Genomic DNA, 12,978 nt, shown 5'->3' on the forward strand with positions numbered 1-12,978 from the left:
CGCATATAAGGACTCCTTATCCTTTTATAAACTTTTCTCCCCAAAAGCTTCAATTATTTTATTTGCAAGCAAAATCGATGCCATCCTTTGAGCTTCAACGGTCATTGAACCTATGTGGGGAGTTACAACAACATTTTCAAGCGATATCAATTCCTTTTCCCAAGATTCCTTTGGAGGCTCATTTTCAAATACATCTAAACAAGCACCGTAAAGATGACCATTCTTCAGATACTTTAGCAAAGCTTTATTATCAATCACAGCCCCTCTCGACGTATTGATAATTATCGCTCCCTTCTTCATAAGCTTAAACTTATCCTCATTTATTAAGTATTTGGTTTGGGGGGTTAAGGGTACATGCAAAGTTACTATATCTGAATTTTTCAATAAATCATCAAGCTCAAAATATTCAACACCTAACTCTCTCTCAACGGAAGGATTGAGTCTAATTATATCATAATATATGACCCTCATTCCAAATGCTTTAGCCTTCTTCGCAACTTCTTTGCCAATTCTACCAATGCCAATTATCCCAATGGTTTTATCCTTCAATTCAAACCCCATTGCAAATTTTTTAGGCCATTCACCCATCTTCATAAGTCTATCACACACTGATATTTTCCTAACCAATGATAACAGCATCCCAAAAACTAATTCTGAAACTGAAGTTGCAGCTATTTCAGGGGTATTTAGAACTACTACCCCTTTAGCTTCAGCCGCCTTTACATCAATATTATCTAAACCTACCCCAGCACGGCCTATAAAGCGTAAATTAACGCCTGCCTTTATAATCTCACCATCAACTTTCGTCCTACTACGTACGATTAGCCCTTCATAATTGGGTATTATCTTCTTCAATTCATCATATGTTATATCAAACCTCAAATCAAGCTCAAATCCAGCCTTCTTAAGAGCATCAATGCCTTCACTGGAAATTTCATCTGCAACCAATATCTTCAAACAATTTCACCAATAAAGATTTATCTTCTAAACTTCTTTAAAGCTATTTCGGAAGCCCTGACCACAGGCTCAATAACGTCAGCAACGGGCGGACTATAACATGTGTCCAAGTTAACGATATTATCAACAGTTGCTCCCATGGAAATTAAAGCTGATAATAAGTTGATCCTTTGAGCCACATCGCTAACACCAATGATCTGACCTCCAATCAATCTACCATTATTAGCGTCGAAAACAACTTTAACGGTTAAATCGCCATGTGAAGGATAATATTCCGCTTTGGTATACCATTTAGCTTTACCCACAATAACTTTCATCCCCTCCCTTTCAGCTTGCTCGACATTCAATCCGGTGGCACCAACTTCATAATCAAAAATCTTCAGCACCATTGAACCTAAGGCTCCATTAAATCTCATAGAACCACCAGCAGCATTAGCCCCAGCAACATTTCCCTGCCTATAAGCTACTGTACCAAGATATGGTGCAAAGGGTTTTAATGTTATCAAGTGTTTTGTCTCAGCGCAATCCCCAGCGGAATACACACCGGCTTTAGATGTTTCCTGAAATTCATTAGTCTTAATAGCGTAAGAACCTATCTCTAAACCAATCTTCTTAGCAAAATCCACGTTGGCCTTAACCCCAGTGGAAATAAGTACAGCATCACAATCAATGACCTCATCATCAACGACAACACCCTCAACAGTATTAGAACCTAGAACTTCACTAACCCTTCCACTCAACTTCAAAGTAACGTTATGTTTAACTATATTTTCATGAAGAATTGAAGCCATATCATCATCTAAAATGCTAGGTAAAACTTTTGGCGTGAGTTCGACCACATGGACTTTGATACCCCTCCTCAAAAAGGCCTCAGCACATTCCAGACCAATGGCACCAGCACCCACAACCACAAAATTTCTAACTTTCTCAAGTGCATTAACAATTTTAATACCATCATCAATGCCTCTTAATGTAAAGACATTATTTATATTCAAGTTTCTTATTGGAGGAAGATATGCCCGTGAACCAGTTGCAACTATCAATGAATCAAATTTTATTTGTTTACTCTCCCCACCATCAATCTTTTCAACATATAAAGTATCACCTATAGCATCAACGGCTCTAAAGCCTAACATGAGCTCTACACCTAATCTGAGGAGCATATTCCTAGAAGTAACTATCAGCTTTTCAAAACTCTCAATTTGACCACCAATAACAAAAGGTAGACCACAACGTGAATACGTCAAATATGGCTCTTCAGAAACCACAGTTACAGATGCACTTGAATCTTGAGATTTAGCTGATAATGCAGCCCTAAGACCAGCCGTACCAAAACCAACAATCGCAATTCTCTTCAACTCCCACCACCAACTAACTTAAATATGCTCGAATACACTACTATAAATCAAGATAAAAGATTAACCTCCAAAGATATAGAGGAGGAGTATAATTAGAAAGATGGGGGGAGAAAAATACTCTGCGGGATAGTAGGGAAACCGAACACAGGTAAATCAACATTCTTTGCAGCAGCAACATTAGTACCAGTAAAAATAGCCCCATACCCATTCACAACAATAGAGCCAAATATTGGAATAGCATACGTAAGGACAAAATGCGTATGCAAAGAGTTTAATGTGAAAGATAACCCAAAAAACTCCCTATGCATAAATGGAAACAGATTCATACCAATACAAATGATGGACGTTGCAGGCTTAGTTCCAGATGCATGGAAAGGTAGAGGGTTAGGAAATAGGTTTCTAGACGAATTAAGGAAAGCATCAGTATTAATACACGTGGTAGATGCATCAGGAGGAACAGATGAGGAAGGGAGGATTGTACCTCCAGGAACGCATGATCCATGTAAAGATGTAGAATTCCTAGAGAGAGAAATAGTGATGTGGATAAAGCAAATACTAACTTCAGATTGGCAAAGAATTATAAAGAGGAGGGAGGATAGCATAGAAGATATTCTAGCGGAGAGGCTAAGCGGTCTTCAAATAAGCAGGAGAGACGTTGAAAAGACTTTAGAAAAGGTTGATTTAACCAGAAAGAAACTTGGTTCATGGAGCGATGAAGACATAACTAAATTCTGTTATGAAATAAGGAGAGTGAATAAGCCAATCATAATAGCAGCAAATAAAATAGACGTCCCAGCGGCAGAAGATGGATTTAGAAAATTGAAGGAAAGATATGGAGATAGTAACATTATAATTCCATGTAGTGCCGAGGCAGAGCTTGTGCTCAGAAGAGCTGCTGAAAAAGGATTTATTAGATATCTACCAGGAGATGAAAAATTCGAAATAATAGATGAAAGTAAAATGACCTCAGAGCAAAGGAAAGCGCTAAAAATAATTGAGGAAAAAGTTTTAGTTAAATGGAAAGGTACAGGTGTTCAAGAAACAATAAACGCAGCTATATTCAATGTATTAAAAATGATAGTAGTATATCCAGTAGAAGATGTGAATAAACTGTCAGATCACCATGGAAACGTATTGCCTGATGCCCTACTTATTAAAGAAGGGTCTACTGCAAAAGAACTTGCATACATGATACATCAAGAGCTTGGAGACACATTCCTTTACGCCATAGATGTAAGAACAAAACATAAAATTGGAGAGAATACGCTATTGAAAATGAATGACATAATAAAAATAGTTGCTACAAAAGCTAGAAAGTGAGATTATCTCCTTGAAAAGTGAGGATCTTCCTTAAAATACCAACCTGACTCCTTCTTAGATCCGAAAAAGCGAACCCCCTTTTCCTTCAATAAAACTCTAATTCTCTCAGCCTCCTCATGGGGCAACTCATTACGCTTCTCTAAATAATCCACTATCTCAAGAGCTTGCAACTCAGTATCACATCTTCTAATGAAATCGATTACATTGGGATTGTAGCCCCTAAACTTCGGCACATAATGTCTTCCACTTTTAGGAGAATTTTCAAATCCTAATTTCATGGAACATATATTTTCCTCGATTTCCCTAGCCAAATTTGGGAAATTCTTTTTAAAGGTTTCCCAATCCATAGCCATTTCTCTTCATTCTCCAAGATATTATCAAGATTTTAAGAGTAAATAAATGTTTACGTTGTTTACTTCGCAAAATGACTTGATGTGAACCAATGTTACTTGATGAGTGATAATGCTTTACCATACTCATTCATCAACAGCATCTTGTCATACCCAATATCAATGCCATCCCATGGGAAATTGTATTTGAAATCCAATTGACTTACAACCATATCCTCGAGGGAGAACTTAAAGGATTTTTCAGCAGCATGCCAAGAAGAGAGAGAACCACCATTTTTAGCAACAAAAAGAAGTATAGGAGCAATATTGGATCCTGAACGTGAAATAAATGCTTGTATGATACTCTCTCTTAAATTTGGAAATCTTATATCAAAACGTCTATCTCCATGCAAAGCATCCTTAATCAATTTAACCTTCCTTTTTAACGATTGTTTAGAATCCATTCCAAACCATTGAAATGGAGTATTTGGTTTAGGTACAAAAAATGAAAAGGATACACGTACACTCTTTGGATAATTGAAACCAGAATCCGCGATTTTACGTAGAGAATCAATAATCAACTCTACATCTTCAATGCTTTCACCAGGCAATCCAATCATAAAGTATAACTTAATATTGTTGAATCCTATGCTTCTAACAAGCTTAGCTACATCAAGCAATATCCCCTCATCAAATCTCTTATTAATTATTTTGAGCAGCCTCTGAGAAGCCGTTTCAGGAGCAAATACGGGCGTTCTCTGTCCACCAAGCTTTAAGAGTTTAAGAATATCTTCATCCACAAAATCTAATCGTAAAGATGGAATGGAGAATTTAAACCCACACTTATATAGATACTCTAAAATATCCTTGAAATGAGGATGAACAAATGCTGCTGAACCAATTATTATTAGATTATTTGTTGGTGTAAATTTTAACCCCTCATTCACTATTGAAAGTATATTTTCAAAAGATCTAAATCTCATGGGAAGATAATTGTAACCCTCAAGACAGAATCTACAACCAAACCCGCAGCCTCGGGAAACTTCAAGCAAAAATGATTTCCCTAAAACAGGGTGAAATGGGCTGTTAGATGAACATGCTGGAATTATCTGTTTCAATGCATGATGGGCATTATCTAAATCTTCAACCCAAACCCGTCTAACTCTATTATTCAATGATGGCACATATATTCCTGGAATCTTGGATACATTTTCAAGTAGCTCAATTCTCCCCCTACCTTCATACTCAATAACAACATCTAAGAATTTATTTAAAGTGTCTTCAACCTCACCTATAAATATAATATCCGCAAAACTAGCTAAAGGTTCAGGATTCGACGTAATGGCAGGACCCCCTAGGCATATTATAGGGTCACCTTCACCACGATCCTTTGATAGTGGAGGTATACCGGATTCCAATAATGCTTTTATAAAATTCACATAATCTAATTCATATTGTAATGAGAAACCGACGATGTTAAATGATTTCAAATATCGTTTCGATTCAATGGATGCTAAAGGCAGATTTGGATCCAAGAAGAATCTTTCACATAACACATCATTACGGGAATTCATAAGCTCATATAATAGGTGAATTGCTAAACATGACATGCCAACTCTATATACGTTTGGATAAAATAGAGCAAATTTTATTGGAATATTTCTCCAATCCTTTTTAACTACATTATACTCTACTAGATTCATAAATGCCTTTTAAAGATATGTGGACAAACCAAAAATAGTTAACGCGGCCACTAAGATTTTTGTTGCATTGAAGATTGAGGCGCTGCCAATTCAGCTTGCTCCGCAACAGGTTTAGAAATCAACTTACTTTTACTTACTTCAACCTTTTTTAGAGGATAAATCTTCTTTGCAGAATTATATATGTCTGATGCTATTTTCCCTAAAACCATTTGTTGAACAAATTCGTCAAAGTTCAGCTCAGCAGCTTTCGACGTCAATATCTCCTTACTGATTTTCCTGATAAGCTTAGCTTGAGAAGTTTTTGCTCTATGCCTAGTTATTGCTACAACGGTAACCCTTAAAGTGTAACCATCCTTCGTTGTGACATTAAAAATTCCATCAACCAAAGTTGTTCCTCTACGTATTAAGCTACGAATATAATCCCGTGAAAGTTCATGACCCTTAAATATGGTTTTACACGTGGAATCGGACACTTCAACTATTTGAAAATACAACTTTATGTGGAGAAATGAGAAGTCTCCAATTAAGTCGCTCAAAGAAGTTTCAACAACCCTATTATACAATTTTGATTCATCATCAGCCAATGTCACACCAATCTCACTTGACCCAAAAGCTGTAGAGGCAAGTACTTTGTAGGCTTTCTTCATACGCCATTTATCACGAACTCTCGAAGCCAAATGATTCACCCTAACTAGTTCGTTACATCAATAGCAAGAACTTACTTATATGTTTGTTGTAAACCCTTTATGCTTAAAATACACATATTAACGCTTTCAATCAATTCATCTAATGTATTAAGTAGAGAACCTATACCATCCTCACATACCACAGTTAATGTTAGACATCCATCATCCAACGTTGATGAAATACTCATACCCTTTGGGAGAATTTTATTATCGGGAGTTAAAGCATCAAGTATAGATTTCAGAAGCATTGAATCATTCAAGTAAATTCTTAAAACCCCCTTATTCATAGGATGCACCTGAAATCTGTTTACCAATAATATCATCAAAAACTTTTAAAAATGCTCCTTCAGAATTTAATGGAATCTCAGCTCCAGAAGCTACATCATGACCCCCACCAATACCCCCAACACTTTCTGCTGCGATTTTTGAAGCTAAGCCAAGATTAATCCCTCTTTTAATCAAATTTCTATCAGCTCTACAAGAAACCTTAATTTTACCACTCTTCGTGAAGGCAAAGCACACAAGAGGCTTATCCATAGACACTGTTCTCGAAGAGGAAAGAATGGAAGCAAATGTGCTCAATAATCTTTCATCAACGTTATTTTCAAGATGTATGTATTGTACGTATTGGAGGGTTTTAAGTTTATCTCTGTTATTTTGGAACCAGCTTAACATCCTTGAAATCTCCTTACGATACTTACTTGCAACTTCAAAAGCTCTCTGTACAATCACCCCCCTAATCCCCATACACAAGGCAATACCATAGCTTGGGTTTCCCATCCTACCACAAGCATTTAAAACAGATGAAAATTCTCTAGCATCCCTTAAACATGAATCTGGAGCCTCTTTAATCAAGATATAATTTGTCCCGATCATCCCTTCAGCAACATCACTGGTGATGCCATGATTCAACATGTACTTAACTATCTCAATGATTAATTTGCGTAATTCATCGCTGGACAAATCTGATACGCTTCGAAAATTACCATTCTCATCAACTGGAGGGATACCAATACTTTTCAAGAAATTCATGCAAGCATCAAAATCCCCACTTAAACCTGGAATAAATGGGTCAATGGTGTACTCTAAACTTTTAACTATAGGTCTTGACTCAAAACCGAAAAGTTTCAAGCCGATCTTTACATTTAAAAGTTTATTATTAATTGCTTCTTCAACAAAAATTTTATTTAAGCCAATCAAACTAGCTTTATCACCGCAATCTTGTCTATCACCAAGAGCACCCACAATAGCTGTTGTTGAATGAACAACATTCTTTTCACTTACCGTCCTAGCCACTAGATATGATAAGCCTGAAGAACTTACTTGCGTAGAACCATCAATACCGAAGTGATGAGGATTAATTTCAGTTATGTTATCATCATTGTGTAGTGAAAATCTGGGTTGATGATGATCAATTATCAAACAAGGGACTTTTAGTGATCTCTCTAATAGATCTCTTTGACCACTTCCAAAATCCAGGAGAACCACAATACAATTTTCATGAGAACCCATTTGAGAAATAATGTCATCAGTTAATTGATTGAGAATTTTAACTTTAAATGGGGCTCCAAGATCCTTAAGTATAGATGCAAATATTCCACCAGCTGCTAAACCATCAGCATCCAAGTGAGTATATACATTAAATAAAATGCCCTCTTTAGCCCACTCAACGATTCTACTCGCAACATTGTTTATATGTTCAATGAACTCATGTGGAACTATATCATCAAATGACATTTTATAATCAAATTAATTAAATCTGCACGTGTTATCTAAGTTTTACTGTTTTAAGCCCACTAAATTCATATTTCCAATCTTTTGGAAGCATACCTTTAGCCTTATAATATTTTATAAGTCGCCATATCTTTGACTCAATAAGTTGAAGTCCACGTCTACTGGACTTATCCTTTGGATGCTCTTCAAGATGCCTCTTAACTTTCTCAGCCCTCTTAATTAAATTGCTCAAATCTTCAGGAATGCTTGGTAACAAATTGTTTTCACGTAATATTTCAGTAACTGTCTTGCCACATATTGCTTTAACTAATGGTATACCGTACTGATCACGTAAAATTATACCGATCATGGATGGTGAAAACCCTCTTCTAGCTAAGTTTACCACTAAATTTTCAACATCTTCTGGTTTATAGTTAACCCATTTAGGAGCCTCCATCCCAGCAGGCCTTGTTGAATGAGACTTACCCTTCTCCTTACTTCTCTTCAACTTACATCCCCAACACGTAAGGAAATGTTACAAATAGTATTTAAAATTTTTTAGAAACCATCTTGCAAAATCCTTCAGAGCGACAGCTCTATGACTTATGGAGCACTTATAGTTTAATGGCATTTCTGCAAATGTCAAATTTTCACCTTTAGGTATGAATATTGGATCAAAACCGAAACCACATGACCCTCTAATGACTCTAGAAATTTCACCATAAACTCTGCCCACAAAAACCTTGCTTATATTTTGATTACAAAAAGCCACTGCAGACTCAAAGAAGCATTCCCTATCATCAACACCCTCCATTAGCCTAAGTATTCCATTAAGACCAATAGTACTGTATATGTATGAAGAGAACGGCCCCGGAAAACCGTTTAGAGCTTTTATGAATAATCCATCATCTTCAACGATTAACGGCTTTTTTATGCTCTCAAAAGCGTTTCTAGCTGCAAATAAAGCGATGTCAGATAATGAAGAAGATTGTATTTCCAGTTTAGAGAATGGAGCCCACTCCAATTTTATATTAAAAGAGCTGAGAATATGGGATGCTTCTATGAATTTATTCTTATTTTTAGATATGAAGAGAATCGATGTCTGCTTTAACTCTTCTCTCAACGACATATCGACCCCTCCTCCTTATCTCTAAGACTTTGTCAAATACCTCCTTACTTTTATCAAACGTACTACTATATCCATTCTTAAAGCATTCAAAACATTTTTTAGATATTTCGTGATGGGTACTCTCCAAGGCTCTCAACATTAAATGGACGTCAACCCCAAAGGATTCTATTTCTTGGGAAGACCCGCCTAAACCAAAATCTATTAAGAAAATGTTTTTATCAACAAGAATGACGTTTGATGTAGTTAAATCTCCATGAAAAAACCCATTTTCATGAAGTCTGCCAACAATACATCCAAGATTTGTAAAAATTTCATCTAACTGTTTATCATCTAATTGCGGGATCAAATCCTTTAATAACTTTCCATCAATAAATTCCATAATTATTGAAAACTCCTCCAAATCGACATCAAAAACTGCGGGGACAGGTACATTAATCCTTTTGACATTTATTAACATTTTAGCCTCATTCAAGGTTCTGTAATTTCGTAGAAACATGTCTAGTGATCGTATCCTATAATTTTTTGAGATACGCACCTTTTTCACAGCTTTATAACCAAACCAGTCTATTAAGTATAACTCTGCCTCAGCACCCTTCTTTATTAATTTCATGTGCACTCATCCTCCAAGGGATATCAACCGCGTCAAGCCTCCACCTTGGGCGAATAAAACTATCATCTACAGTTATTGTGACATTATGCATAAGTGATAATACTCCAGTCCACGCTATCATGGCACCATTATCCCTTGCATACTCCATTGGAACAGCCTTAAAAACTACGCCATGCTCTCTAGCTATGGATTCCATCATGACTCTCAATCGCTTATTAGCTGCTACACCCCCAGTTAAGAGGATTGCATTTTTACCTGTATGAACCAATGCACGTTCAGTAACTTCGCACACCATAGAAAAGGCGGTTTCTTGAAGACTGAAACATAAATCCTCAAGTACAGCACCATCCTTAAACTTTCTAATTGCCATTGTAAGTAATCCAGAAAAGGACATATCCTGCCCTTTAACGACATAAGGCAAGTTGATGTAATTTGAACCCTTCGAAGCCAACCTTTCTACATGGGGACCCCCGGGATGGGGTAATCCAACATACCTTGCAAATGTATCTAAACAGTTACCCAATGCTATATCAAGAGTTTCACCAAAAACCCTATACTTACCATCTGAGAAGGCGGAAATTATGGTGTTTCCACCAGATACGTAAACAACGAGGGGGTCATCAACTTTACATGTTAATCTCGCAATCTCTATGTGCGCTACACAATGATTTACTGGTATCAAAGGTTTTTTATAATATAATGATAAAGCTCTTGCAACTGTTGCCCCAACTCTTAAGCACGGCCCTAAACCGGGACCAAGAGACACCGCAAAACCATCTATTTCACTAATACTTTTCCCCGCATTTCTCAAAGCATCACGTATTACTGATGCAGCAACGGATGCATGATGACGGGCAGCTTCCCTTGGATGTATACCACCACTTACGGGAATGTATTCAGAGTTCACATTTGCAAGTATTTCACCATTAGAATTAGCGATCCCACAGCCAAAGGTATGAGCGGTGCATTCTATCCCTAAGATGAGCATTTTATTAATCCACCATCAACTAGATAGTACCATTCACGCATTTTGCTGAGTAGAACCAGTATTTCTCCTGATTATATATTCAGGCTCTATTTGAAGCGCATAATCCTTTGAGTTATATATATGTATATGCCCCCTACTTACTGGAATACCATACTCTGAGAAAAGCTTTATCACATACACATTATCCAATGCGACATTAAATTTTGAAGCAATAGCTTCTCGAACACTCATCCTACTTGGAGTACCAGAGTACACATGCTTAATCACAACATCTAGCTCTATCCTATTCAGAAGCTTATTTTCCCTTTTATTAATGACCTCGATCTCCATCCTTGAATACACCACACCACTACAAGAATAAATAAAATAATTGCAGGTAAATTAAATTTGTTGTCTTCTCATCCTGGAATAAAGAATTTTAACAATTTAAATGCATAACTCTTAGCTTCAAGATTTATTGGAACAAACATAAGGCCACGTTTAGGTACTCCAAAAAATACCGCTGAGTTTAACGGTGCACAGAGGACGCAGGGCAATGCGAGTAGATCTTCTTCTCCATCTACGAGTATAAGTGAAGGTTCTTCTATTGAAATAACATATTGAATTGTTAGCCAAGAACTTGCAAGTATAGTTCCAGGGGGGTTAACTATTTTGAAAATATTCTTAAAATATGGAGTTGGATCGTATTGAAAACTTCTACGCTCAACATAAAAATCTACTATTGCAACATCTATAGGGATATTACGAGTTATGAAAAATTTAGTGACATAATCCCCAACAGTAATCATTAACTTAGGTTTAAATTCATTTATAAGACTGGTCAATTTTTGGAATACGTCTTCAAAGCTCCCTTCAATAAGTACACCGTAAGGCTGTTTAAACTTGTCCTCATAAGTTCTATCCAAAACTAGTTTATTTATTGTAATGGGTTGCTCAATGAACTTCGATGGCATAACGACCAGGCTCTTTTTTATTCAAAAGCTTTGCAGTTTCACTATTAACGTCTAAAATTATCACCATTCCACTCCATTCATCAGAAAAATCTTTAGAGTTACAAATAGGGCATTTAACAGCATCTTCATTAACAAGATAATGACAATTTCTACAAGCTTTAAATGGCAACCCTTTCCTAGGCAATTCATTTCTCCCTCTTCTCACTCAATTTTTTAATATCCTCTTCAATCCATGATAAAACTCCAAGAAATGGTTGTCTCATAGTTAAACCAATCTTCACACTCTTAGGAGATAAACTCACGGTAACTATTCTCGCTCTAACAATATCCCCCTTTTTCACAATTCTATTAGTTTCTTTACCTTGCAAGGCACCTCTCCTTTTATCATAGACTATGTAATCATCCATAACTTGTGAAACGTGCACTAAGCCATCCACAGGTCCCAACCTAATGAATATACCGAAATCAGTAACTTCAACAACTTCACCTTCAACAACCTCTTGAATAACGGGTAGAAATACCAAAGCGTCAAAGGTAACATCATGATAGCTAGACCCATCACCATGAATTATTCGACCAATGGGGGAAACATCAGCATTCAATATTGCAATTATGATTCCCAGTTCCGTATCCACTAATCCTTCATATTTATTACGTAATAGCTCTAATGCAACTTTTTCTATAGGTTCATTAAAGTATTGTGGCGGAATTCTAATAACATCCTTAACCTTGACAATGTAGTACATAATATAATCACCCTATTAAACGTAATTTACTTTTAATAATTTTTAATTTAAAATAATAATTCCCCCCTCTCACCAATAGACCTCACCATCCATTTCTAAGTGATTAAAATCTCTTACGTATATTACAGGGATACTTAGCATTCTCAATTTGCGTCTTAACTCAGCATCATTTGTTGCCACAATAACCTTTCCAACGTTTCCTTTAGCAAATTCTAAAATAGAATCATCAGCAATCTTATTATCCTCAAAATTCACCACTTCACAGTTACCAGCAATTTTTAATGCAACTCTAGCTAATAGTTTTTCTTTGCCAGATTTTGAGTTAATCATATTATTTAATTCGTTATACACAGAAGTTAGAATAACACACTTATGCGCCATTGGAATAAGTCTACTTATCTCCCCAAATAGGTCTATTCTATGCTCAGCAGCCAGCATCAAGATACTTGTATCCAACACTACAATAAGTCCCCTTTTACTCAATAA

At 36.3% G+C, this 12,978-nt stretch carries 17 protein-coding genes; 1 reads left to right on the forward strand and 16 read right to left on the reverse strand.

The window, feature by feature from the left end:
- Positions 1-24 precede the first annotated feature (24 nt).
- Together MRT15_RS00820 and MRT15_RS00825 are read right to left on the reverse strand one after the other, a co-directional pair.
- The gene (locus tag MRT15_RS00820) at positions 25-957 is read right to left on the reverse strand and encodes a D-2-hydroxyacid dehydrogenase (RefSeq protein WP_304327003.1); all 933 of its coding nucleotides are present in this window, start codon (positions 955-957) and stop codon (positions 25-27) included.
- A gap of 20 nt (positions 958-977) precedes the next feature.
- Positions 978-2,315: an FAD-dependent oxidoreductase gene (locus MRT15_RS00825; RefSeq protein WP_304327005.1), complete on the reverse strand. Its 1,338-nt coding sequence runs from the start codon at positions 2,313-2,315 to the stop codon at positions 978-980.
- A gap of 126 nt (positions 2,316-2,441) precedes the next feature.
- Between MRT15_RS00825 and MRT15_RS00830 the strand changes: the two genes are divergently transcribed.
- Positions 2,442-3,635 carry a redox-regulated ATPase YchF gene (locus MRT15_RS00830; protein WP_304327184.1) on the forward strand — a complete coding sequence of 398 codons (1,194 nt, stop codon included), beginning with the start codon at positions 2,442-2,444 and terminating at the stop codon, positions 3,633-3,635.
- A 2-nt stretch (positions 3,636-3,637) separates the two neighbouring features.
- On the opposite strand, the gene MRT15_RS00835 is transcribed toward MRT15_RS00830, so the two are convergent.
- The 14 genes from MRT15_RS00835 to MRT15_RS00900 form a co-directional block, all read right to left on the reverse strand.
- Positions 3,638-3,988: a DUF2095 family protein gene (locus MRT15_RS00835; RefSeq protein WP_304327007.1), complete on the reverse strand. Its 351-nt coding sequence runs from the start codon at positions 3,986-3,988 to the stop codon at positions 3,638-3,640.
- A gap of 92 nt (positions 3,989-4,080) precedes the next feature.
- Positions 4,081-5,667: a radical SAM protein gene (locus tag MRT15_RS00840; RefSeq protein WP_304327009.1), complete on the reverse strand. Its 1,587-nt coding sequence runs from the start codon at positions 5,665-5,667 to the stop codon at positions 4,081-4,083.
- Between the two features lie 50 nt (positions 5,668-5,717).
- Positions 5,718-6,344, reverse strand: a complete 627-nt coding sequence (locus tag MRT15_RS00845; protein WP_304327010.1) for a 30S ribosomal protein S3ae — start codon at positions 6,342-6,344, stop codon at positions 5,718-5,720.
- A gap of 41 nt (positions 6,345-6,385) precedes the next feature.
- Positions 6,386-6,640 carry a KEOPS complex subunit Pcc1 gene (locus tag MRT15_RS00850; RefSeq protein WP_304327012.1) on the reverse strand — a complete coding sequence of 85 codons (255 nt, stop codon included), beginning with the start codon at positions 6,638-6,640 and terminating at the stop codon, positions 6,386-6,388.
- A complete protein-coding gene (locus tag MRT15_RS00855) occupies positions 6,633-8,090 on the reverse strand; it encodes a DHH family phosphoesterase (RefSeq protein WP_304327014.1) in 1,458 nt (485 codons plus the stop codon). Before MRT15_RS00855 ends, MRT15_RS00850 begins: the two co-directional genes overlap by 8 nt.
- A gap of 31 nt (positions 8,091-8,121) precedes the next feature.
- Positions 8,122-8,574 (reverse strand): 30S ribosomal protein S15, encoded by a 453-nt coding sequence (locus MRT15_RS00860; protein ID WP_304327016.1) that lies wholly within the window; start codon positions 8,572-8,574, stop codon positions 8,122-8,124.
- 27 nt (positions 8,575-8,601) lie between these two features.
- The gene (locus MRT15_RS00865; RefSeq protein ID WP_304327018.1) at positions 8,602-9,195 is read right to left on the reverse strand and encodes an XTP/dITP diphosphatase; all 594 of its coding nucleotides are present in this window, start codon (positions 9,193-9,195) and stop codon (positions 8,602-8,604) included.
- Entirely contained in the window at positions 9,146-9,805 is a 660-nt protein-coding gene (locus MRT15_RS00870; RefSeq protein WP_304327020.1) for a KEOPS complex kinase/ATPase Bud32, read from the reverse strand. The genes MRT15_RS00865 and MRT15_RS00870 overlap by 50 nt, the downstream gene beginning before the upstream one ends.
- Complete coding sequence (gene kae1, locus MRT15_RS00875; protein WP_304327022.1) at positions 9,780-10,793, reverse strand: KEOPS complex N(6)-L-threonylcarbamoyladenine synthase Kae1; 1,014 nt, start codon at positions 10,791-10,793, stop codon at positions 9,780-9,782. Before kae1 ends, MRT15_RS00870 begins: the two co-directional genes overlap by 26 nt.
- A 33-nt stretch (positions 10,794-10,826) precedes the next feature.
- A complete protein-coding gene (locus tag MRT15_RS00880; RefSeq protein WP_304327024.1) occupies positions 10,827-11,123 on the reverse strand; it encodes a 30S ribosomal protein S24e in 297 nt (98 codons plus the stop codon).
- 68 nt (positions 11,124-11,191) lie between these two features.
- Positions 11,192-11,746 (reverse strand): GTP-dependent dephospho-CoA kinase family protein, encoded by a 555-nt coding sequence (locus MRT15_RS00885; RefSeq protein ID WP_304327026.1) that lies wholly within the window; start codon positions 11,744-11,746, stop codon positions 11,192-11,194.
- A complete protein-coding gene (spt4, locus tag MRT15_RS00890; protein WP_369684930.1) occupies positions 11,727-11,915 on the reverse strand; it encodes a transcription elongation factor subunit Spt4 in 189 nt (62 codons plus the stop codon). Before spt4 ends, MRT15_RS00885 begins: the two co-directional genes overlap by 20 nt.
- Positions 11,916-11,931: 16 nt before the next feature.
- Positions 11,932-12,492, reverse strand: a complete 561-nt coding sequence (locus tag MRT15_RS00895) for a DNA-directed RNA polymerase (RefSeq protein WP_304327030.1) — start codon at positions 12,490-12,492, stop codon at positions 11,932-11,934.
- Between the two features lie 69 nt (positions 12,493-12,561).
- Complete coding sequence (locus MRT15_RS00900) at positions 12,562-12,975, reverse strand: PIN domain-containing protein (protein WP_304327031.1); 414 nt, start codon at positions 12,973-12,975, stop codon at positions 12,562-12,564.
- Positions 12,976-12,978 lie beyond the last annotated feature (3 nt).

It is taken from the genome of Candidatus Culexarchaeum yellowstonense (assembly GCF_024707025.1).
Taxonomy (GTDB): Archaea; Thermoproteota; Methanomethylicia; order Culexarchaeales; family Culexarchaeaceae; genus Culexarchaeum.